Source organism: Winogradskyella algicola (genome assembly GCF_005869935.1).
GTDB lineage: Bacteria > Bacteroidota > Bacteroidia > Flavobacteriales > Flavobacteriaceae > Winogradskyella > Winogradskyella algicola.
Genome location: NZ_SZQF01000004.1, coordinates 45342 through 69425, shown reverse-complemented (window position 1 = coordinate 69425; position 24084 = coordinate 45342). Strand labels below are relative to the sequence as shown.

Below are 24084 nucleotides of genomic sequence, written 5' to 3'. Positions count from 1 at the left end.
TCGTTAAAATTGCATTACATTACAATACTCTATTTTTTTAAAATATCTTTGTTAATCTAAATCTTCAATTCATGATTAAAAGAATTTTTGCTATCCTAATTGTTTTGAATTTAACTGCTTGTGCAGAATTACAAAATGTTATAAATGAGTTACCGCAAACTAGTGGATTAAGTAACGAGGATATGGCAGCTGGTTTACGCCAAGCATTAGACTTTGGTATTGATAAACAAGTTACCAAGCTTACCCAAAAAGATGGCTTCTACAAAAATGAATTGGTTAAAATTCTTTTACCAGGAGAGTTACAAAAAGTAGATAACGCATTACGAAAAGTAGGACTGAGCAGTTTAGCCGATGAAGGTATAAAAGCACTTAACAGAGCAGCTGAAGATGCCGTAAAAGAAGCCACACCTATTTTTGTAAATGCCGTAAAGAACATCACTTTTAATGATGCAAAAAACATTTTACTTGGCGGAGACAATGCGGCAACCGAATATCTAACTTCTAAGACACAGACACAACTATACAACAAATTTAAGCCTGTAATAAGTAACTCTTTCGGTAAAGTTGGTGCAGACCAAATATGGAATAATCTAATTACCAAGTACAATAACTTACCGCTTACCAATAATGTAAATCCTGATTTAACGGACTATGTGACTACCGAAGCTTTAAAAGGTGTTTATACCATGATTGCCGTTGAAGAAAAAGACATTAGAACTAAAGTATCGTCTAGAACTACAGACTTATTGAAAAAGGTATTTGCTCTACAAGATTAATTAATTAACATTATTTTTAACTAGAACACGCATCTTATTGACTAATTTTTAGTAACTTAGAAAACTAACACATACAATAATTGTCGTGCAAAATTCAGAACATTTATTACGAAGAAGGTTAAAATTATATAAGGAATACCTTCGACTTATTGAGGATGCATACAATCTGAGGCAAACTGATCATGCACTAAGTGATTTTTCAGAATTTAGGGCTTCGAAAGTCTTACACCAATTAAATAAACTTAAGTTCATTATAGGTGACTCTAAATTACAAGCTAACTAATTTTTGCGCTTGTATAAACCATCGAAGACCACAGTAGTACCTTCACCATCTATTATAGTTTCCCAAAGCTGTCTCACAGTACCATTTGCATTATCTGTCCATGTGACACGATGATATACTGTTTTTCCTTCGGAATTGGTTTCTTCATCAGTTTGTAAAATCATTTGATTACCAAGCTTATTTCCTTTGAGATGTAAACTTTGCCCTTGATTGTCAATCCAGATTTGTTCCCATTGTTTGGTTTTATTGTTGTAAAAATTGTTACTAGTTCCTGTGTATCCAGGTGTGGAGCTAGTCCAGTTTTCTTGTAATACACAATCGCCTTGTATCTTTTCTATAGTATTTTCTCCTGCTTTTGTGCCATTAGGGTTAGTGACCTCCCAAGTCCCTATCCAAAAATCAAATTCCAAATGCTTTTCGGTACAACAATTGCAAGTAGAATTTTGTGCACTAACAAATGTACTAAACACAATAAAGACCAAAAGATGTACGATTATTCTCATGATTGATATAGTTTTAACCTAAGTTATTAAACTACATTTAATTATATGCTAATATTAACATAACATTTAAACCGCAGAAAGTCAACATCTTTGTACTGCAAAAGAGATTAAGTCTTAAAAGAGATTAGAACAAGTTAGTTAGATTAAAGTCGGTATTTTAGTTAGGTACCGACTTTTTTATTTAATAAAATGATGTTTGAAAATACTTATAAGACTTTAACAATCGGCTTCCGTACCACGAAAACATTTCCCCATCAACTATACTTATATTTTTTAACGGAAACTGCTCTCTAAAAACCTCTATATCTTTAGTTTTAAAAGGATAAGGCTCACTTGAAAGGAATATTAAATCGGCTTCTTTTAATTTTGAATCCTCTAAATCTATTTCAGGATAACGTGCTTCGCTCTCAAAAACATTACTAAAACCAGCTTCGTTAATCATTGTATTTATAAACGTATTTGAAGCTGCAACCATCCACGGATTCTTCCAAATAAAATAGGCTACTTTCTTCTTCTTTTTGGATTGTAAGGCAGATTGAAATTTTTGCCTTTCAATTTTAATAGCTTCAATTAAATCTGAAGCATTTTTAGAGCTATTGAAAATAGTACCATACATTTTTATAAGCTCTAAACAATCTTCAACAGTATCTAAATCACTAATATGTATTGGAGCTACATCTTCTAAATCTTTGATTATTTCCTTTGTATTTTCTTCTTTATTACAAAGTATAATATCTGGCCGAAGCGCTTTTATTTTATCAAGATGAATCTGTTTTGTACCTCCAACAACCGTTTTATGTTTTCTGAGATGATTTGGGTGTACACAAAATTTTGTAACACCTACAAGGTCGTTTTCTAGTCCTAAATCAACTAACAATTCGGTTTGCGAAGGCACTAGAGATACAATTCGTTTTGGTATATGCTCTAGCACAATATTTCTATTTAACTGATCTAAGTATTTCATCTTGAGATATTGAAATGAGTTTAGATTAGCTAATTTTAAGTATTAAGAATTTCACTCATCTGCAATTGCAACTCTTTAGCTTTTGCTGCTGCAGCCTGTGCAAAATCATCGTTTTGAGATGCATATATTATTCCTCTAGAAGAATTAATAAGTAAACCTACAGTATCAGTCATTCCGTATTTACAAACATCTTGAAGATTACCTCCTTGTGCACCAACACCTGGCACCAACAAAAAACTATCCGGTATGATTTGCCTAATATCTGCTAAAAATTCTGCTTTAGTAGCACCAACCACGTACATTAAATTTTCAGAATTCTTCCAAGTTTTTGAAGTTTTTAAAACCTGCTTATAAAGTTCTACTCCATCAACGGTTTTAGTTTGAAAATCGAAAGCTCCTTGATTGGACGTTAATGCTAACAAAATAGTGTGCTTATCCTCAAAAGCTAAAAAAGGCTCTACCGAATCTTTGCCCATATATGGTGCTACTGTAACACTATCGAAACCTAAATCTTCAAAAAAAGCTTTTGCATACATTGTACTTGTGTTACCAATGTCTCCACGTTTTGCGTCTGCAATGGTGTAAATTTCAGGATGCTTGTCGTTAAGATAATTTATGGTTTTTTCTAAAGCCTGCCAACCTTTAATTCCATAAGCTTCATAAAAAGCAGTGTTAGGCTTGTATGCCACACAAAGTTGATGTGTTGCATCAATTATAGCTTTATTAAAAGTAAATATTGGATCTTCTTCCTCTAAAAGATGTTGAGGAATTTTATTTAAATCTACATCTAATCCTATGCAAAGAAAGGATTGTTTTTTCTTGATTTGAGTGATTAGTTGTTGTGTTGTCATTCAATTAGTGGGTATTGGCTTTTTGGTGCTGGGTTTTAGTACTTACTTTTTGAATATTTTATAAGTGCATTAATTCTTTTTTGGAGTACTTGAATATCTTCAATTATCCTTGTGTCTTCATTAATAAAGGACAACTCGAAACAAATAACCAAATGAGTTTCTAATTCAAAAGCTGAACCTAAACTTATTTGAAGAAATCTAACAAAATCTTTTTGAGAATCTTTAGCACATCCTTCAGCAATGTTTGATGGTATTGAAACTGCACATCTTGAAATTTGAGATTTTAAACCAAACTTTTCTTCCTCAGGTAGTTCTTCTATTAATTTATAAATGTGTTTAACTAAAGTTATTGAGCCTGTCCATATGTCTAACTTTCTAAAATCTCTCATTTTAACTTAGAATAGCACGAATACTAATACCTAGCACCTAATACCTAATACCTAATACCTAATACCTAATACCTATATTGCTTCGTCGCTGGCTTTTAACAACTCAGTGTTTTCTGCAAGCATTAATTCATCAATTATTTTTTGAATATCTCCGTCTATGATGTTTGATAAATCATATAAGGTTAACCCTATTCTATGATCGGTTACACGACCCTGAGGATAGTTATACGTTCTAATCTTAGCACTTCTATCTCCAGAGCTCACCATACTCTTACGCTTTTCTGAAGCTTCTGCCTGGCGCTTTCTTAATTCTTCTTCATATAATCGCGAACGTAAAACCTTTAAGGCTTTTTCTAAGTTTTTATGCGATGATTTCTGATCTTGACAACTCACAATCATACCTGTTGGCTCATGGTGTAGCTTAATTGCAGAGTATGTTGTATTCACAGACTGACCTCCAGGACCTGTGGATGTTGTGCGCTCTATACGAACCTCTGTCATGTCTAGTTCGTAATCAAACTCTTCTGCTTCTGGCATTACCACCACAGTTGCCGCACTGGTATGCACACGACCTTGTGTTTCGGTCTGTGGCACACGTTGTACACGATGTACACCTGCTTCAAACTTCATGGTACCGTAAACGTCTTCGCCAGAAACTTCGAATATGATTTCTTTAAAACCACCAGATGTTCCTTCGCTTGTACTTACTACATCTACTTTCCAGCCTTTATTACTGCAATATTTTGAATACATGCGGTATAAATCTCCTGCAAAAATACTGGCTTCATCTCCACCAGTTCCAGCACGCACTTCGACAACAACGTTCTTAGCATCGTCTGGATCTTTTGGTATGAGTAAGAATCGTATTTCTTCTTCAATTTTAGGCAAATCGGCTTTAGCTTCATCTAACTGCATTTTTGCCATTTCTACCATCTCTGCATCAGAGCCATCTGCTATGATCTCTTCAGCTTCAGAAATATTATCTAATAATTCTTTATAAACGTCACCTTTATCAACTATTTTTTTTAGGTCTTTGTATTCCTTGTTTAGTTGAATGTAACGCTTCTGATCTGCTATGATATCTGGTTGAATTATGAGGTCATTTACCTCGTCGAATCGTTGTTTTACAATCTGTATTTTCTCTAACATCTCTCTTCAAAAAATTGGAAATCAAAAGTACAATTTTTTAGTTGATTATGGAGATTTAAGTCTTTAGAAACTTATTTCTGATTCATGGAATTTATCAAAAATGTATTTTACGATTATTTTAAAAAATATTTTTTAATCTTTTAGCGTTATAGGTAGTATGCGAAAGCAGTTTACCTCTATACTAAACTACTACAAGCCGCTTGCTCTATGGTCGTTTTTAGTGACCATTGCTATTACGGTAATTAATCCAGAATTGATCTTAGCGCTTTGCACTAAATTATTCTTGGTCTTTCTGCTATGGATAATGATTAGCGATAGAAAATTAAGACAACGTTTAAATTTTTATAAAATAAGAGGTGTGTCTAACCTAAAATTTTTTAGTATCATATTTTTGCTAGACAGTTTAATTACCTGTGTTTTTCTTTCATTGATAAAAGGTTTTATTTGAAAGTGTAGTACTAGGGTTCTGAACTTCCGTTAATCACATTCTCTAAATCTACCACAACACCTACACCTAGTAATTGTTTCCATTGAATTCTAGGACCTTCAATAACGACCTCTTCATTTGTAATTTCATTGGTTTCTATTTCAGAATTGATATCGTGGTCATATCTCAAATGAGACCCTAAGGTTGCCTGTACATATTTATTCACCTTCATGCCAACATTTACTTCCCAATCTACATCAACGTTCCCAAAGTTTACCAAATAATCTGTATATAGTCTTAAGCGTGAATTAAATTTAATATTTTCAAAAACCTCATCTTCAAACTGCCCTGTAAAGAGCATACCAAATTCCTGACGCGTCGTTTCTCCATTTCTTATAACATTTCCTTCCATATCATAAATAGCAGGTTTTACACCAAAAGCACCTTGATTTGCCAAGTCTTCATCTAAAACAAATGTGGTTTTTAATGTTATAGGTGATACATATAAAGAAAATCTGTTTATATGTCTACCATATTCCATACCTGCACCCAAGAATACATAGCCTGGCGCCATAAACTTTGAAATAGGGTTGTTATCATTTGGATTATTATAACCGTTTGCGAATTGGGTATTGAAACTAAACCTAGCTGAATAAAACCAATTGCTTTCAGGACTTTTTTCTAATCCGAAATTAGAAATCACTTCAATTACATCTTCAGTTTTAAATAATGACTGACCTTCTTGTTTATTTAAACCATATCGAAGGTTTATTGAAGAATTCCAAAAGTAAGTTTCTGTTCTATATCTAGCCGCCGCATTACCACTGAGAATTGCTGTTATAGAGTTTGTACCACCTGCATTCCAATTGGTAAAAGACACTTGATTTAATGTTAATCCCACTTCTTTTTTAGTATTCCATCCTAAATCTATTTTTAATGCAGGATCAACAAAAAAAAGTGAATCTGGTTGTGCCAGAATAGTGGCAGAAGTGAATAAGAAAAAAGTAAATACTAATCGCTTTATGTTTTGCATATGCGCTTCAATTTAATATGTAAACTTACCGTACTCGCTAGTGATAGTCAACTTTTTAGTTTCTGAAGCTTCTACTCTACCTATAATCTGAGCATCAACATTAAACGATCTAGAAATTGTAATAATGTCTTCAGCTATCTCTGGCTTTACATATAACTCCATACGATGACCACAATTGAATACTTGATACATTTCTTTCCAGTCTGTATTAGATTGTTCTTGTATAAGTTTAAACAACGGTGGAATTTTAAACATATTATCTTTTATAATATGAAGGTTATCTACAAAGTGAAGAATTTTTGTTTGTGCACCACCACTACAATGTACCATACCATGTACGGCATCGCTTTTGTATTTATTAAGTATTTCCTTAATTATTGGTGCATAGGTCCTTGTTGGTGACAATACTAATTTACCTGCATCTATTGGAGAGTTCTCAACAGGATCTGTAAGTTTGGTATCTCCAGAATACACCAATTCTTCTGGTACTGAGGCATCAAAGCTTTCAGGATATTTTTCTGCCAAATACTTTGAGAAAACATCGTGCCTTGCGGATGTTAACCCATTACTACCCATTCCGCCATTATACTCAGTCTCGTAAGTAGCTTGTCCAAAAGATTCTAAACCAACTATGACGTCTCCTTCAGAGATATTAGCATTGTCTATGACGTCAGAACGCTTCATACGAGCCGTAACTGTAGAATCTACAATAATAGTTCTCACTAAATCTCCAACATCAGCAGTTTCTCCTCCAGTTGAATGAATAGTTACACCAAAACCTTTTAAATCATTAATCAACTCTTCTGTACCATTGATTATGGCTGAAATAACTTCACCTGGAATACGATTTTTGTTTCTTCCGATTGTAGAGGATAACATAATATTATCTGTTGCACCTACACACAACAAATCATCAATGTTCATGATTAAAGCATCCTGAGCAATACCTTTCCATACAGAAAGGTCTCCCGTTTCTTTCCAATACATGTATGCTAGAGATGACTTTGTACCTGCACCATCGGCATGCATAATTAAACAATAGTCTTTGTCGTTTGTTAAATAATCTGGCACTATCTTACAAAATGCCTTAGGAAACAAACCTTTATCTATATTTTTAATGGCATTATGTACGTCTTCTTTTGAGGCAGAAACACCTCTTTGGGCATATCTTTTGCTTACAGAATTACTCATGGAAACTCTTAATGATTCTTAGTAATGCAAAAGTAAGAATAGAAATTAATTATTTGATTAAATTAGAATTTATTACTGTATCTATAGTTTTTAAAATCTGTTCTTTCCGTTTTTTACCACCAAAATATAGGTTAATACCTAATCCCACACGCAAAAAAGATTCATCGTTATCAGGCATTATTAAGCCCTCCATTTCATTAGAAAGTACAAAATTATAATCCCCAAATAACTTTATCCCCAAACCTTCCATCACTATATACTCTAATCCCAATCCAAACTGAACTTTGGTATGGGTTTCTTCAAAATTATTAGATGCATTGTAACCGTAGCCACCGAAAATGAAAGGTGTAAATTCATTATGAGGGCTCACTAAATATTCAATATTAAGATCAAAAGACATAAAGCCTAAGTTTGTATTTTCATCTAAGGCTATATTGTATTTATTGTAAGATACGTTGATATTGAGGTCACTGTTAATATGATATTTATAACCTATTCTAAGAAAAAAATCAAGTTCTGAATCTGGATAATCACCAAATAACATAGAACCTCCAGCGACAGCATCAACAACATTAGTACCTCTTAGAGTTAAAAATTCTAACTCACGTAGTAATCTCTTGTTAGTTTGATATGTCTCTTCTTGTTGACCAATTTCTTCTTGGGAAGTAATACAACATATGCTCAGAAAAATAAAAATTATTGTTAGGAATTGATTTTTATTTATAATAATCATGCAAGCTTAATTAGAAAGTAGGCTTAAGTCATTTAAGTGTCTGAGGATGCACAATATAGAAAAATATTTTGCAACTGATAAATAAATTGAAGTATCAACTACAACAAAAAAGGATAAAACCACAATAATGGTAATATCCTTCTATAGTTTTTATGGCCAAAAGCCTATTAGTAGCTTGTTTTTTAAGACTCGATCTGTAGCTCAGGTTGTACGTTAACAACCTCATCCTTAACAACATCTTTTATGTCTTTAGAATTGTCTTGGGATAAAATTAAGGTCGCACCCACAAGAATAGCTACGCTTAATAGTAACTTCTTCATTTTTACAAATATTGATTAATAGCACTACAAACATACTAAATAATGCTCATGCAAAACTGAAGAGAACTGTATTTTTTGTAACGATTCGTAGGGTTTTCGACAATATGACAATTGTTATCGACAAACGACACTATTACTAATTTTTAAGGGTAATTTTATACGTAACATTACGTACTAAATCAAGTTTCATCTCTTTACTTTGTAAATAGAAGCTCCCTATATTTTGTAAGTGGCCATAACTCGTCATCAATCATTAGCTCTAGCTTATCGCAATGGTACCTTATATCATCAAACAAGGGTTTAACCTTGTTGCAATATCCATTGGCTTTTTTCTCAATACTATTTTGTGAGTTTAAGCTTTTTCGATCTTCGATCATTTTGGTCACCAAAGAATTAATGGCTTCTATATGTTTAGAAATCTGCTCAATAATTGTTAATTGTTCTTTTGCAAGACCCCTAAACTCATCACCATAAATAGTTTTAAGACCTTTTACATTTTCGATAAGGATATTTTGATACCTTACAGCTGTTGGGACCACATGATTACGAGCAATATCGCCAATAACCCTACTTTCAATTTGTACACGAAGAATGTACTCCTCCATCTCTATTTCGTAACGCGCTTTAGACTCTACCTCGTTCATCACACCAAGATTTTCAAATAGCTCTATTGACGATTTTGATAACTTAACCTTGAGTGCTTCTGGTGTTGTTTTATTATTACTTAACCCTCGTTTTTTTGCTTCTTTTTCCCAGGCTTCACTGTAACCATTTCCTTCAAACAATATGTCTTTTGAAGTTTTAATATATTCTCTTAAAACATTAAAAATGGCATCATCTTTTTTCATTGATTTTTTATCAATCAATACATCAACCTCTTCTTTAAAATCTATTAATTGTTTGGCAACAATAGTATTTAAAACGGTCATAGGGTTTGCACAATTTGCCTTAGAGCCTACTGCTCTAAACTCAAACTTGTTACCCGTAAAAGCAAAGGGCGAAGTTCTGTTTCTATCTGTGTTATCTAAAAGTATTTCAGGAATTTTCCCAACAACATTTAGTTTTAAATCTGTTTTTTCTTGAGGTGATAATTTTCCTTTAGTTACAGTTTCTAACTCTTCTAAAACCTTGGTTAATTGCGCACCAATAAATACAGAAATAATTGCTGGCGGTGCTTCATTAGCTCCCAAACGATGGTCATTACTTGCCGACGCAATTGCTGCTCTTAATAATTCTTCGTGAGTTTGCACTGCTTTTATTGTATTAATGAAAAAGGTTAAAAACTGTAAGTTACTCATGGGTGTTTTACCTGGAGATAAAAGATTTATCCCTGTATCTGTACTAAGACTCCAGTTATTGTGCTTACCAGAACCGTTAACACCCGCAAACGGTTTTTCGTGCATTAAAACACTAAAATTATGACGCTTTGCGACCTTTTGCATAACATCCATTAATAAGGAGTTGTGATCAACAGCAAGATTAGCTTCTTCAAAAATTGGTGCTAACTCAAATTGGTTTGGAGCCACTTCATTATGTCTGGTTTTTACAGGAATACCTAACAACATACACTCATTTTCTAAATCTCTCATATAAGACATTGCTCGCGATGGTATACTCCCAAAATAATGATCATCTAATTGCTGTCCTTTTGCCGGTGAATGCCCAAGTAAGGTTCTGCCTGTAAGTACAATATCTGGCCTTGAAGTTGCTAAAGCTGTATCTATTAAAAAATACTCTTGCTCCCATCCTAAAGAGGCACTAACTTTTTTCACATTTTTATCAAAATATTTACAAACTGCAACTGCTGCTTTATCAACAGCATGCAATGCTCTTAGCAATGGTGTTTTATAATCCAGAGCTTCACCAGTATAAGATACAAATACCGTTGGGATACATAATGTTGTACCATAAACAAACGCTGGTGATGTTGGATCCCAAGCTGTGTAACCTCTAGCTTCAAATGTATTTCTTATACCACCATGTGGGAAACTAGAGGCATCCGGTTCCTGTTGTACCAACTGACTACCACCAAACTTTTCAATAGCCATTCCATCTCCTATAGTTTCAAAAAACGCATCATGTTTCTCAGCTGTTGCACCTGTTAAAGGCTGAAACCAATGCGTGTAATGCGTAGCGCCTTTAGAAATTGCCCATTCTTTCATTCCTGTAGATATATGGTCTGCTAAAACACGGTCTATTTTTGTTCCTTTAGTAATGGCCTCCATAATACTAGATAAAGCTTCTTTGGTTAAATATTGACGCATTGCATTTTCATTAAACACATTTGCACCAAATACTTCTGAGCGTCTTTTAGGCTCATGTATTTTTAGGGGTTTTCTTTTTAATGATTCTTTAACTGCGAAAAATCTTAGAGTTGACATATTATTAATTTTTTGGCTCAAAAGTACAAATTTATCAAATACACATATATTACACCCCTTTAATTTTAGGGTTTATTAACAGCTTTTGATAACATTTTATCTAAAAGACCCTCTATTTTTTGATGGTATTGAAAAAAAACTAATATTTGCATCGTCTAATAATAAATACCTAAACCGATGAGTAAATCTAAATTAGAGTACATATGGCTAGATGGCTATAAGCCTACTCAAAACATGAGAAGTAAAACTAAAGTTGAAGACGATTTTAGTGGAAAACTAGAAGACTGTCCTATTTGGTCTTTCGACGGAAGCTCTACTAGACAAGCTACTGGAGATTCTTCTGACTGCTTATTAAAACCTGTTGCCATTTATCCTGATCCTGCACGAAAAGATGGTTACCTAGTGATGACAGAAGTATTGAATGCAGATGGTACTCCACACGCATCAAACGGAAGAGCTACTATTGATGATGATGATAATGATTTTTGGTTTGGTTTTGAGCAAGAATATTTTATAATGGATGGACATACACAAATGCCATTAGGTTTCCCTATTGGTGGGTATCCAGCACCTCAAGGATTATATTACTGTTCAGTTGGTGGTAGAAATACTCATGGTAGAAATATTGTTGAAGAACATGCAGATCTTTGTATTGCTGCGGGACTTAACTTTGAAGGTATAAATCAAGAAGTTGCTTGTGGTCAGTGGGAATTTCAACTGTTTGCAAAAGGTGCGAAGAAAGCTGGAGACGAAATCTGGGTAGCGCGTTACTTATTAGACCGCTTAACTGAAAAGTATGGTTACTACATTGAATATCATCCAAAACCACTCGGAAAAGAAATGGATTGGAATGGCTCTGGTATGCACGCCAACTTCTCTAACACTACATTAAGAACATGTGGAGACAAAGCAACTTACGAGAAAATATGTGAAGCATTTAGACCTGTTGTAAAAGAACATATTGCTGTTTACGGCGAGTTTAATGACCAACGTTTAACTGGCGACCATGAAACAGCATCTATAAACGACTTTAGTTATGGAATCTCTGACAGAGGCGCTTCAATTCGTATACCGATTATTACAGTAGAAAAAGGCTGGAAAGGTTGGTTAGAAGATCGTAGACCTGCTTCCAATGCTGATCCTTATAAAGTAGCAGGTAGAATTGTAAAGACCGTAAAAAGTGCAGATGTTTAATCAATAGCATTACTTATAAACAAAAAAGAGCTCATAATAATTATGAGCTTTTTTTGTATCCTATTTTAAAGCTAAAAAGATAAAAACCATGTAAGCTCCAAATAACAACATGCCTTTGTAACGACCAATAATAAATCGTTTTGGAATAAGCATTAGCGGCACCAATATTGCCGCAAAAGCAATCATCCAAAAGATATTGGTTGATAAGATTTCTGGTGTTTCAGGATTTACAGCAATAGGCTTAATTATTGCCGTTAAACCCAATACTGAAGCAATATTAAATATGTTAGAACCAATTAAATTACCTAAAGAAATTGCTTTTTCACGTTTTAATGCAGCAATCACCGAAGCTGCCAATTCTGGCACACTGGTACCAATTGCAATAACCGTTACGGATATTGCATAATCACTTATACCAATCGCTTTTGCTAAGTCTTTTGCTCCTTGTACTAACCATTCAGAACCAAAATATAGACCTGCCGCACCAATAAGTAACCAGGCAACGATTTTAAAGTTAGACACTTCAGCTAATGCATCATCTACCTCATCTAAATTTGCTTTAATCGATTTTCGAGAATTTCTAATGAGTATAACCAAAAATATAATTAAGGCCATAAAAAGAATTGCCCCTTCTAATGCTGAAAGCAATTCATCGTTCTTCAAAAAATAATATAGCGCAAACGATACCAACATCATCATTGGCCAATTGAGTCTATAGAAGTCTCGATCTACAACTAAAGGAGAAATAATTGCTGTTATACCCAAAACCAGACCTATGTTGGCAATATTAGAACCTATAACATTACCAAGAGCAATATCAGTAACACCATCTAAAGCCGCTTGCAAACTCACCAAAAGCTCTGGTGCAGATGTTGCAAAAGATACTACCGTCATACCTATTACAAGCTTAGAGATCTTTAACTTAAAAGATAATCCCACAGAAGCTCTTACCAAAAAATCACCACCAACAACCAATAAAGCTAAGCCAGCTATAACAAGAAATACACTCATCTACAACCCAAATAATTAATTCATGTTTTTAAGAATTGCGAAGATAGTATTTCATTTTCAAAGCAAACAAAAACTAAATTTTTCGTTAAACAACTATTTTTATAGTTTATTAACTAAAAAAATAGTTATATTTGAAACCAAGAACAATGATTTAATACTTCTAAGATGCAAAAACTCACAAACAAAGAAGAAGAAATAATGCACATTTTATGGAAGCTTGAAAAAGCTTTTGTAAAAGATGTATTGGCTGAAATTGAAACTGATAAACCACACTATAATACTTTATCTACCATAATTAGAAACCTCGAAGAAAAAGGGTATGTGAGTTATAATGCCTACGGTAAAACACATCAGTACTACCCTATTATATCTAAGGAAGATTACAAAAAGCGTTTTATGAATACTGCTATTGAGAACTACTTCAACAGTTCTTATAAAAACGTTGTGTCCTTTTTTGCGAAAGAGGAAAAAATTAGTGTTGAAGAGCTGAAGGAGATAATTGAAATTATAGAAAACAAAAAGTAATCATGGAATATCTATTAAAGGCATCGGCCGCTGTTTGCATATTCTATATATGTTATCAGCTATTATTAAAACGAGAAACTTTTTTTAACCATAACCGTTGGTTTTTAATTATCGGTTTGGTTTTAGCTTTAGTGTTTCCGCTTGTTGTCATTCCCATTTATACACCTTTAGAAACTGTAGCTTCGCCAGAAATTTCTTTTCAAACAAATAGTATAGCTATCACCTCACCAAGCATTATTACAGAAAAGCAATTTGAATGGTCATCGTTTTTAGCAATTATTTATGCCATAGGTTTTGGCATTTTATTCTTGCAGTTTTTATTTCAGTTTGGATCTTTAATATGGTTACTAATCAAAAATCCAAAAAACAAAGAAGGCATATACACTTATGTAACTGTTAATCATAAAATATCACCCTTTTCATTTTTTAAATGGATTGTTTTTAATCCTAAAGACTTTAGTAACGAAGAATTAGAACTCATATTAATGCACGAGAAAGTTCACGTTAACCAAATGCATTCTTTAGACGTTCTTTTTTCTCAACTAGCATGCGTAATCTTTTGGTTCAATCCACTGGTATGGTTTTACAAAAAAGAAGTGCATCAAAATCTTGAATATATCGCAGATCGTGAAACGCAAGCTACTACAAAGAATGAAAAAGCCTACCAACATCTACTACTAAAAACCAGTATTCATAACACAAATATTTCATTATCAAATAATTTCTATAATTCACAAATCAAAAATCGAATCATTATGTTACACAAATCTAAATCACATCAAAAAAAACAATGGAGATATCTATTAATTCTTCCACTTTTAGCAGGTTTATTAATGAGTATGAATACCGAAAAAGTGTATGTAGAAAACGCTTCTACCATTGAAAACCCAAAAGAAATCATTGAGTTTATCATCACCAAAAACACTACAGATTCTGAATTAAATAAAATAAAAGATGAGTTAAAAAACAAGGGGATTACTATAACATTTAAACGCATAAAACGAAATAATAATGGTGAAATAAGAGCTGTCAAAATTGAAGCTAAATCTAAAAACTCGAGTACCAATTATCAAGTCAGTTCAGATGACGAAGCCATTAAACCTATAAAAATAGTTTTTGATAAAGAAAATAACAGTATATCTATTGGTAAAGGAGATACAATCCATAAGGCTCATTCCTATATTATTGAAACGGAAGACGGAGGTAAACACAAAATTCATAAAACCGGTAAAGGCAATAATGTGTTTGTTATATCTAAAGAAAAAACAAACACCAAAAGGGGAGACACCTTATATATGGTAATTGATAAAAATAGTAATGAGAAAACTATAAAAAAATCAAAAAATATTGAAGTCATTTCAGGTGATGATGATGAAGTTGAAGTCATAATCGAAAATGAAGGAAACGATGAAGATGAAATTATTGTTGATGGTAAAAAAATCAAAACAGTTTCAGATAAAGGCGTTGAGGTTATTGTAGAAGAGAAAAATGGAAACAATGTCTGGATAAACAATGAAGACTTAAATAAAGAAGAAGATATAATCATCATTCAAAATGCTTACGACGATGAAAACATGTTTATAACAACATCTAATGGTAAGGATCCATTGTATATAATAAACGACAAGGAAGTCTCTAAAGATAAATTCATAAAAATGAAACCCAAAAATATTGAGTCTGTAACAGTACTTAAAGATAAGTCTGCGATAGAAAAATATGGAGACAAAGCCAAAAATGGTGTAATCATTATAAAAACTAAAAAGGATTAAATTTCATCAATCAATCAAAACGGAAAAAGCCAAACATCAGTTATTGAGTTTGGCTTTTTTTATTTCAGTTTATAAAATCTATTATTCTATAATTATCTTTTCGGTTAAAAAGCCTTCACTGTTAGTTAGTTTTACCAAATACAAACCAGAAGCTAAATCTAAATCCACATAGCTATTTACTGAACTATATTGTCTTAATCGTTTTCCTTCTACAGAGTACACCTCAACATTTACTGCATTGATTGTGTTTATGTACAATCTTCCAGATGTTGGGTTTGGATACAGCGAAACACCTTGCAATTCATTTTCATCTACACTGAGTTGCTGATCCCAAACCTCTCCTACGTTATTTCCCCAAATATATTCCACCAAATCGGGTTGATCTATAAATGGATTTCTGTTAAACTGCCATGTGTAAACTACGTTATTTCTATTCATTTCAAAATCGTCTGGAGGATCATTTCTATGCCAATCTAATAGAGTTGCTAAATCGCCTAATTGCCCTGTTGTTGTAGGAAATCCATTCACCACTTCAAGTCCGTTATAACGAATTTCCATATACAATACACTTCTGGCAACATCTCCCCTAAAACTACCTAATGTTCCACTTGGCCCAATGTATTGACCATAATGCTGATTTCCTCTAGTACTATTCTCAGCAGCATCTGCTGCCCTCAAGGCATGAGCATCTGAGTTTCCGTGGCGAAGCGAGTCTGCTTCTGTTGTCCAAAAGACATCAATACCATCAGCAACTTCGTCTTCTTCAATATCAAAAAAACCACCTCTAGAACGCGGAAATGTGTGCTCTCTGTTCCATTTACCTGCATTACTACTTCCTGTTTGTAAATCTAGCTTTGCTCTACCTTCTTCTGTGTAAAGTAACCAAACCTGATTGCTATTTGCAGGATTTTGATCTGCTTCCATTAAAATATCGATGACATCAGCATAGGTTTGTGCCCTCACCACATTAGGGTCTGCAATAATATCTTGTAACGCTTGTCTTAATGCCAAATCCGACAAACCATCTAAGCTATCATAGTACCCATCTGGCTGTGTACTCTGTACAATTCCTGTTGTTGGGTTTGTTGGTGTTCCCCAAGGAGTAACCGTAAAGTCATTATCCACTACTCTAACTTCTACAAAGTTATTACCAGGAACAATTGGCTCTTCTAAATCCGTAAATTGAATTCGCATCACTTCATCACCTTCATCATCAGAGTCATCCGTTAATGTTATGGTTGTGGATATTGAATTGGTCCCACTTAAAATAGTAAGGTTTGTATTTCCGGTATAATCTGAAGTATTAAAACCAAAATTATTAAGGCTAATTGTAAAGTTCAAATCTGAAGTAACGTTTACTTCCGAAGTAAATGTGATATCAAAAGAAGCACCTTCATCATACTGTGTTTCTGCAACAGAAATCTGAATAGGATTAATTACTGCACTAGAACCATCATTTTCACGTCTTGGTGTTGGTGTTGCAGCAGAATAAGACTCTACTCCCATACCATCCACAAAGCGTTGTATAGATCTCTCTGTAACATTAGTACCATTATCGTTATATTGAACAGTTTCTCCCAACAAACCCATGAGCACCGCATCGTCGGGATCGTTAGTACCATAAACCATAGCGTCAATTAGATTTGCTTGAGTTGCGAGAGTACCTTCAGGAAAATCATTAACAGAAGCCTGATAAACTCCAACAGCATCAGCACCGTTTTGAATTACATTTTCTGAAATTAGATATTGAGGAAAAGGATATACACCTTCGCTACCAATAACTAATAATCCATTATTATCAGTTTGATAGCCATTTAAATCAATAACCATATAACTAGAATCTGCACCACTTGAAGACCCATTGAAAAACACTAAAATGTAGCCATCGGTGGAAAAATTTGGTGTCTGTGACTTTAACTCTATAAATTCTGCTGTATCTGTACTCGGCGAATCCGGATCAAGCTCATTGATAACTAATACCTGACCCCAAGTATTATGAAATAGAAATAACACCAATACAATAATAAAACGTTTCATACTCTAATTTTTTCCAAAGATAAGCGTAAAAAAGACTATAGATGTTAATTAAAAATTATTTACAAAAACCAACTGAAGAATACTATGATAATTATCAGTAATGAAGAACACTAAAAAGATGAAAACTTAAAAATTGAGCGTTTTTAAGATGAAATGCCTCTACGATTTATAAAACTGAATAAAAAACCTTCTACAAACATATAATTCTGAAAGGTCAATTGCTATTTATGATTTCATTCAATAACTTATTTTAAGATAAGTCACATTTTTTAGTAATATATTTCATTTTTTTAGTTATAAATTTAAATGCAAATTCATCGATTTTTATAAAAACGTTTGGAAGACAATTGTTTGTCGATATATATTGAAAACTCAATCAAGAATTTAAAACAAATAATTAACCTCTAAACCAAAAAATTATGATGACTTTAGCAAAACTGATTATCGATATAATATTTTCGATATTCTAAACCCAACCAATCAATACATCATTGCATTAGCGATGGTGTTCTAAGACAACCAATCAAAAAACATGTAAAACTTAGTTCTAGAATAAGTTTTACTATTTTTATCACTCATTCAACATACAAAAGAAATGATCATACTTTTGTAAATCAATAAAAATGAGGACAAATATCTTTAAGGTAATTGCAAAAATTAATAAAGCAATACTCCCAAGTTACTCTAAGAAACAATTAGACCTAAGTAAAGCGAGTAAATTTCAACTTGCTATAATAGGTTGGCGAGCATATGTTACCAAAAATGCTTTAGACTAAAAAAGACTGCCAATAGGCAGCCTTTCAAAAAACTCAATATAATCTATCGCTCTAGCGGTAAATTCTCTTTTTCAATTTTAGTTTCTTGTTACAGAACCTGTAGGAAATGATGCTAAATTAGCACCAAAGCTGTGCGTAGCAGGTGCAGTCTCATTACCTGCTGCACCAACTAATGGCTTTAAAACAAAAGGTGCTGGTGAGTCGTCTGGCACTGGCTCCACGGATATTACAACAGTACGACCTCTAACATCTAATGGAAATGTTTCACCTGTTGGTGCATTCTCAAAAAAGTCTTCTCCAGGTACTGGTGGTCCTCCTGCTGGTCCACTAAATGGTGCTGCATTGTCAGCAGAGTTAAATGCTGTGAAAACGCCTGTACTTAAAGGTCCGGAATCACCGACTACCCATCCTTCGTAAGCCCAACCAGCTGGTAATGTTGGCAATACAAAATTAGGAGTTGGTGGCATTCCTGGTGTACCAAACCAAACTCCATTTTCGTCGTTACCGTTGTTCATTCCCATTTCATCTGTTGGAGTTCTTAAAAAGAATGCACCTGAAGCATTAGAAAAATCACCAACAATATCTGTATTAACTGTAGCTATAGTTCCATTAAAATCTCCAACCAGTATCTTTGTATCTGCTGGTGCAGGATCAGGATCTACAGCTGGCTCAATAGACAATACAAATGTTGTTGCATTATCTAATTGTTCTGTATTTACAGGAAATGTTTGTGGAAAAGTAACACTAGTAAAAGTACCTGTACTTACTGGTTGTCCGTTTACAATTATCCAACCTTCGTAAACATAATCACTTCCTAAAGCTTCTAATCCTTGTAAATTTAGAGTTAAATCTGATGTTGTAGACGTATTATTATCGTCGTCACTACTACAGGACACTGCAAAAAAACTAAATACCAGTAATCCTAAAAATGTTTTTTTAATCATCGCTTATTGTTTTTAAATATTACAAAGCAAAGCTAGAACTCATCTAAGACCTAAAATGTTAGGTAGCTAACAGTTATGATATTTTTCTTCATAAAGCTGACTAAAATCATTAAAAAGCAACAACTTAGTTAGTAACTTATAAGTCAAATATTAAAGTCATGATTAAGAGTTTAGAACAAAAGCGTTGCTCCGAGATTTTAAGCAACAATTACATAGGCTATTTATCCTACATTAGTAGTAATAGGCCTTACACGGTTCCGATTACCTATTATTACAACGAAGAAGAAGACTATATAATCTGCTATTCTGGTAATGGCCATAAAGTAAAGTCCATGCGCAAGCATACATTCATCTCTTTGACTGTCGCGGACATTTATGGCAACAACAAATGGCAATCTGTTATGGCACATGGTCAATATGCGGAAATTGATGGTGGTACCGCTAAGCTTTACCTACATGAATTTTCACTCGGTATTAAAAATCTTGTTCTAAAAAAAGAACACAAAGATTTAGATTACATAAGTCAATTTTCGAGTAAAATTTATAATATGGAAACACCTATTGTATTTTTAATTAAAATTGATGACATGACTGGTAAGATGAAATCTTAATTGCATTAGTAGACAGATTACATCACTATCGTATTCTATGCTTAAAGTTTTAAAATGAGGAAAAACAAAACTACTAAACAACCTCTTTTATTTAAGCATTAATATTAATGAATTTTTATTTACTCCCAGAACGCTTCAATCTCTTCTAAAGATTTTCCCTTTGTTTCTGGAATAAACTTATAGGTCAAAAAGATAATTACTAAAATAAATGCTACAAATATAAAATATGGCATTGAACCATTCCAAGGCGCATTGTTGTTTGCTTCACTTTCCATAACCATAGGAAATGTTTGCGATACTAAATAGTTTGCTGCCCATTGTGCAGCAACAGCTACTGACATTGCTACACTTCGTATTTTATTAGGAAACATTTCTGACAATATAACCCAGACTACTGGTCCCATAGACAAGGCAAATGAGCCAATAAATATTAAAACACCAATTAAGGACACTAAACCAACCGCGTTTTGTTGTAACGAAACGCCTAGTAATAAAAAGCCTAATATCATACCAATAGAACCAACATATAATAATGGTTTTCTACCATACTTATCGACAGTGTACATGGCTACAAATGTAAATACAAGATTTACAAATGCTAAGAGTATTTGTTGTGCCAAAACGTCATCTTTACCAAAACCTAAGGCTTTTTCAAAAATATCTGCTCCATAGTATAATACGGCGTTAATACCTGTAAATTGTTGTAGTACAGACAAAGCGGTACCTATGACTATAATAGCTAGGATAGCTTTAGAGAAATAATTGACCTTAACCTTTGGTTCATCTGATTTAAGAGAAGATTTAATTTCTATTAATTCTTTTTGAGCTTCCCCTTCTCCATGTACTTTGGTTAATATATCTAATGCTTGGTTATCTTCACCTTTTATTGCTAACCATCTTGGGCTTTTTGGAACAAAAAATAATAACACCAAAAACAGTAAACTAGGCACCAGCTCTGACCAAAACATTCGTCTCCAACCAAATTGTAAGTTCTGGGCTTCCGTTAAACTATTTCCTATAAAATAAGTTGCTAAAAACACCACGAAAAACCCAACTACAATTGCTAATTGATAGTAGGTTACCATTTTACCTCTAATGTTGCTAGGTGCGATTTCGGCAATGTACATTGGTGCATTCATTGAAGCAATACCGATACCCAAACCGCCAATAATTCTAAACACTACCAGCATCGTAACAGTTTCAGGAAGTATTTCTGGTAATCCTGAACCCCAAGCTGACACTGAAAATAAAATAGCTGAAATAATTAACGACCATTTTCTACCAAATTTTATACTCATTGGTCCTGCGACAATAGCTCCTACAAAACAGCCCAATAAGGCACTACCTACCACCCAACCTTTAAGTGTAGCGTCGAGTTCAAAATATTTACTTAAGTAAAATTGAGCACCATTAATTACACCTGTATCGTAACCAAATAGCAAGCCTCCAAGGGCTGAAATGGCTGTAATTAGTAGTAAAAATGTCTTCTTGTTCATTGTTATATAATTAGTTAGTTAGTTTAGCTTCTATTAAAACAGGTAGATGGTCAGATGGATATTGCATATTCCAATTATCGCTTAACACTGCATATTTGTTAACCTCAACATCGTCTGACACGAAAATATAATCAATTCGTCTTTTCACTGGTTGGTCAAAATGAAATCCATTAAACGTGCCTTCTGGGCCAAAACCAATCTCAGCAATCTCTTTTGAATCTCTCAACATTTCTTTTATATGAAGAATACTTTCATGATTAGGTTCCATATTAAAATCACCGGTTAAAAATACTGGATAACCTTCTGTATTTAAGCTTTTTATTTTATCTAAAATTAAAATAGCGCTTTTTGAACGTGCTTCTTTACCAACGTGGTCAAAATGCGTGTTGAATACCCAAAACTTTTGATTGGTTTTTTGATTTTCGAATAATGCATAAGTACATACGCGATTACAAACGGCATCCCAACCCATACCGACTTTATCTGGTGTTTCCGACAGCCAAAAGGTTGAAGATTGAAGCACATTTAGTTCATTCTTTTTATAAAAAATAGCTGAATATTCGCCTTCATTTTTACCATCATCTCTTCCAACACCAACAAAACTGTAATCAGCCAATAAACTATCTAAATCTTTCATTTGATTTGGCATAGCTTCTTGTACACCTAAAACATCAGGCTCATAAAATTTGATTTGATTAACCATGAATGGCTTACGATTTGCCCAACTGTTTTTGCCTTCTTTTGGGTAATCTAATTTTATGTTGTAGCTCATTACTTTTAGGTCTTGAGATAAGACTGATAATGAAGTTAAAACAACTAAAAACGTTATAAAATTTTTCATCTTTATTCTACAAAAATAGTTTCGGTTTGTTCAGAAATGCCGTTTTCATTGTATGCTTCTATGGTAAAATAATACGGTGTGTCTCTATCTAAACATCGCATAAAATGTGTGTTGGTATCATACACTTGCCAAGATTGGTACAGTTTGTCTGGTGCTATTCCCCAACGGATGTTATAACCTTGAGCACCTTCAACTTTATCCCAAGAAAATGATGCATCTCTGCGATCTTTTTCGCGATTAATTTTGAAATTAGACACCTTGTTTGGTGCTTCGCCAAAACCTAATCCAAAGACTCTAACCTCTGACATCGCGAAGTTGTTTCCTGGCACTTTTATGTTGTTATACCTAACATATTTTGCTTTTACTGGTTCATCTAAAACAAGATATGCATTTGGTGCGTCAATCTCACTTTTACTTCTATCTACAGCCGTTTTCCAGTTTTTACCATCTTCAGAAGTTTCAATAGTAAATTGATGTTTTAAACCTTCAACACGTGTGTAAATACCTGATTCGTGATCGTGATAATTTAGCTGAATGGCGTGTACAGCTCCTTCATTTAACAATTCAATAGTTATCCATTGTTTATCATCATTGGCTTCTGCCACCCAAAAGGTTTTTGGGTTTTCATCGGTTAATACGTTTGAAGTTATTTGTCCTTCAGCATTTGTTTCTGTTGGGATTTCTTTCACTTCAACTTCATCATCATTAGACGTAAATTTCATTATTTGTAGAAGCGAAGACGACACCGTGACATTACCTTTGTAAGATAATAACATCCAACCATTATGTTGACCAGCTTTTGTAGGATGACTCGGTCCAAAACGCGGATAATCACCATACGACGTGTTGCTGTACATCAAACCATCCTCATCAAAATAGGTAGGAAACATGCACAAACGACGTTCCCATTGCGCATTAGATGCTAGTGCCATCGTCGCAAAATGCCAGTATTGACCGTTGGTTTGCTTTACTGTTATACCATGTCCTGCACCATTGGTGAAACCACCAGGTTTAAAACTCATCGGATTGCTGTTCATATAAGTGAAAGGTCCAAGAGGCGAATCGCCAATATACACTCCATCTGCATAGACATTAAATTGCGTGCCTGGTGCTGCGTATTGCAAGTAATATTTTCCATTATGTTTGGTCATTGATGCACCTTCCATGTAACCTTCTTTTAAGGTTGGATGAAAGTTGTTTTCGCCAAAACGTTCCCAGCCGTGTTTTTCCTCAACCAAATTGATTAATTCTTCCCTAACACCTGTTTCCAAAAAACGGTCATCTTTATTCAGCATTTTAACACGAATAGGATGTACGTTTGAAGAGCCCCAATAGAGATAGGTCTTACCATCATCATCAATAAATAATTCGGAATCTTGAATGTTATTTGAAATGGAAGCGGTTGGCGTCCATAATCCTTTTTTAGGATCGTCGGTGTATAAAATACTTCCGTAACCAGCAGGATCGCCAGCAAAATAAACTAAGGAATCTTTATAGTTGAACGCTGTTGGTGCGTTGCTGCCTTCAAAAAACCATTGTTGTGGTTTGATAAATTTCCAATTCACTAAATCGGTGGAATGCCAATAACCAAAAGAACGTGTGACGAACATATAATATTCACCTTTAAACTCAATAACCGCTGGGTCTGCACCAGAACGATAGGATTTATTTCTGGCAGAATTATAAACCATATAGGTGTAGTCTATATCAAGTGGATTGATGTAGGTTTGTGTTGTATCTATTGCTGTTGTTTTAGTCTGATTATCTTCTGAAACAACAGTGTTATCTTGCTTTTGTTTGCAAGATATCATTGCTGTAATTAGGAATGCGAGTTGTATAGTGTGTTTTAATTTCATCTGTTAATTTTTATTGTTTTCAAT

23 protein-coding genes are annotated in these 24084 nt (G+C 33.6%); 7 read left to right on the top strand and 16 right to left on the bottom strand.

Annotated features, from left to right (window positions below; all coding sequences use genetic code 11):
* The first annotated feature begins 71 nt into the window (after positions 1–71).
* Both FC091_RS07855 and FC091_RS07850 read left to right on the top strand, forming a co-directional pair.
* Entirely contained in the window at positions 72–776 is a 705-nt protein-coding gene (locus FC091_RS07855) for a DUF4197 domain-containing protein (RefSeq protein WP_138433729.1), read from the top strand.
* Between the two features lie 85 nt (positions 777–861).
* On the top strand, positions 862–1059 hold the full coding sequence (locus tag FC091_RS07850; RefSeq protein ID WP_138433728.1) for a Lacal_2735 family protein: 198 nt from the start codon (positions 862–864) through the stop codon (positions 1057–1059).
* On the opposite strand, the gene FC091_RS07845 is transcribed toward FC091_RS07850, so the two are convergent.
* From FC091_RS07845 to FC091_RS07800, 10 genes are all read right to left on the bottom strand, one after another.
* Complete coding sequence (locus FC091_RS07845) at positions 1056–1562, bottom strand: hypothetical protein (RefSeq protein ID WP_138433727.1); 507 nt, start codon at positions 1560–1562, stop codon at positions 1056–1058. The genes FC091_RS07850 and FC091_RS07845 overlap by 4 nt on opposite strands.
* Positions 1563–1743: 181 nt before the next feature.
* On the bottom strand, positions 1744–2526 hold the full coding sequence (locus tag FC091_RS07840) for an ABC transporter substrate-binding protein (RefSeq protein WP_138433726.1): 783 nt from the start codon (positions 2524–2526) through the stop codon (positions 1744–1746).
* Positions 2527–2561: 35 nt separating this feature from the next.
* Positions 2562–3377 (bottom strand): orotidine-5'-phosphate decarboxylase, encoded by an 816-nt coding sequence (gene pyrF / locus FC091_RS07835; protein WP_138433725.1) that lies wholly within the window; start codon positions 3375–3377, stop codon positions 2562–2564.
* Positions 3378–3412: 35 nt separating this feature from the next.
* Positions 3413–3766, bottom strand: a complete 354-nt coding sequence (locus FC091_RS07830) for a four helix bundle protein (protein WP_138433724.1) — start codon at positions 3764–3766, stop codon at positions 3413–3415.
* Positions 3767–3838: 72 nt separating this feature from the next.
* Positions 3839–4915 (bottom strand): peptide chain release factor 1, encoded by a 1077-nt coding sequence (gene prfA / locus FC091_RS07825; RefSeq protein ID WP_138433723.1) that lies wholly within the window; start codon positions 4913–4915, stop codon positions 3839–3841.
* Positions 4916–5373: 458 nt separating this feature from the next.
* Positions 5374–6375 (bottom strand): DUF3078 domain-containing protein, encoded by a 1002-nt coding sequence (locus FC091_RS07815; protein ID WP_138433721.1) that lies wholly within the window; start codon positions 6373–6375, stop codon positions 5374–5376.
* A gap of 12 nt (positions 6376–6387) precedes the next feature.
* A complete protein-coding gene (locus FC091_RS07810; RefSeq protein ID WP_138433720.1) occupies positions 6388–7566 on the bottom strand; it encodes an AIR synthase related protein in 1179 nt (392 codons plus the stop codon).
* A gap of 49 nt (positions 7567–7615) precedes the next feature.
* Positions 7616–8299 (bottom strand): porin family protein, encoded by a 684-nt coding sequence (locus tag FC091_RS07805; RefSeq protein WP_138433719.1) that lies wholly within the window; start codon positions 8297–8299, stop codon positions 7616–7618.
* Between the two features lie 182 nt (positions 8300–8481).
* Positions 8482–8619 (bottom strand): hypothetical protein, encoded by a 138-nt coding sequence (locus FC091_RS15210; RefSeq protein WP_171032490.1) that lies wholly within the window; start codon positions 8617–8619, stop codon positions 8482–8484.
* A gap of 194 nt (positions 8620–8813) precedes the next feature.
* On the bottom strand, positions 8814–11000 hold the full coding sequence (locus FC091_RS07800; RefSeq protein ID WP_138433718.1) for a glutamine synthetase III family protein: 2187 nt from the start codon (positions 10998–11000) through the stop codon (positions 8814–8816).
* Positions 11001–11177: 177 nt separating this feature from the next.
* Here FC091_RS07800 and FC091_RS07795 point away from each other — a divergent pair, with 177 nt between their 5' ends.
* A complete protein-coding gene (locus FC091_RS07795) occupies positions 11178–12194 on the top strand; it encodes a glutamine synthetase beta-grasp domain-containing protein (protein WP_138433717.1) in 1017 nt (338 codons plus the stop codon).
* A 60-nt stretch (positions 12195–12254) separates the two neighbouring features.
* On the opposite strand, the gene FC091_RS07790 is transcribed toward FC091_RS07795, so the two are convergent.
* The gene (locus FC091_RS07790; RefSeq protein ID WP_138433716.1) at positions 12255–13205 is read right to left on the bottom strand and encodes a calcium/sodium antiporter; all 951 of its coding nucleotides are present in this window, start codon (positions 13203–13205) and stop codon (positions 12255–12257) included.
* A 165-nt stretch (positions 13206–13370) separates the two neighbouring features.
* On the opposite strand from FC091_RS07790, the gene FC091_RS07785 reads away from it, so the two are divergent.
* Positions 13371–13730 carry a BlaI/MecI/CopY family transcriptional regulator gene (locus tag FC091_RS07785; protein WP_076620480.1) on the top strand — a complete coding sequence of 120 codons (360 nt, stop codon included), beginning with the start codon at positions 13371–13373 and terminating at the stop codon, positions 13728–13730.
* 2 nt (positions 13731–13732) lie between these two features.
* The gene (locus FC091_RS07780; RefSeq protein ID WP_138433715.1) at positions 13733–15499 is read left to right on the top strand and encodes a M56 family metallopeptidase; all 1767 of its coding nucleotides are present in this window, start codon (positions 13733–13735) and stop codon (positions 15497–15499) included.
* Between the two features lie 81 nt (positions 15500–15580).
* Here the strand turns inward: FC091_RS07780 and FC091_RS07775 are convergent, their stop codons facing one another.
* Positions 15581–17536 carry an endonuclease gene (locus tag FC091_RS07775; RefSeq protein ID WP_138433714.1) on the bottom strand — a complete coding sequence of 652 codons (1956 nt, stop codon included), beginning with the start codon at positions 17534–17536 and terminating at the stop codon, positions 15581–15583.
* 623 nt (positions 17537–18159) lie between these two features.
* Here FC091_RS07775 and FC091_RS07770 point away from each other — a divergent pair.
* A complete protein-coding gene (locus FC091_RS07770; RefSeq protein ID WP_138433713.1) occupies positions 18160–18312 on the top strand; it encodes an SsrA-binding protein in 153 nt (50 codons plus the stop codon).
* A 77-nt stretch (positions 18313–18389) separates the two neighbouring features.
* Here the strand turns inward: FC091_RS07770 and FC091_RS07765 are convergent, their stop codons facing one another.
* On the bottom strand, positions 18390–19256 hold the full coding sequence (locus FC091_RS07765; RefSeq protein ID WP_138433712.1) for an anti-sigma factor: 867 nt from the start codon (positions 19254–19256) through the stop codon (positions 18390–18392).
* Between the two features lie 158 nt (positions 19257–19414).
* Here FC091_RS07765 and FC091_RS07760 point away from each other — a divergent pair, with 158 nt between their 5' ends.
* The gene (locus FC091_RS07760) at positions 19415–19867 is read left to right on the top strand and encodes a pyridoxamine 5'-phosphate oxidase family protein (protein WP_138433711.1); all 453 of its coding nucleotides are present in this window, start codon (positions 19415–19417) and stop codon (positions 19865–19867) included.
* Positions 19868–19986: 119 nt separating this feature from the next.
* Here FC091_RS07760 and FC091_RS07755 read toward each other — a convergent pair whose 3' ends face one another.
* Genes FC091_RS07755 through FC091_RS07745 form a run of 3 tightly spaced genes read right to left on the bottom strand, consistent with a single transcriptional unit; the run spans position 19987 to position 24060 of the window.
* On the bottom strand, positions 19987–21363 hold the full coding sequence (locus FC091_RS07755; protein WP_138433710.1) for a sugar porter family MFS transporter: 1377 nt from the start codon (positions 21361–21363) through the stop codon (positions 19987–19989).
* Between the two features lie 10 nt (positions 21364–21373).
* Entirely contained in the window at positions 21374–22204 is an 831-nt protein-coding gene (locus tag FC091_RS07750) for an endonuclease/exonuclease/phosphatase family protein (RefSeq protein WP_138433709.1), read from the bottom strand.
* A gap of 2 nt (positions 22205–22206) precedes the next feature.
* Positions 22207–24060 carry a family 43 glycosylhydrolase gene (locus tag FC091_RS07745; RefSeq protein WP_138433708.1) on the bottom strand — a complete coding sequence of 618 codons (1854 nt, stop codon included), beginning with the start codon at positions 24058–24060 and terminating at the stop codon, positions 22207–22209.
* Positions 24061–24084: the final 24 nt, after the last annotated feature.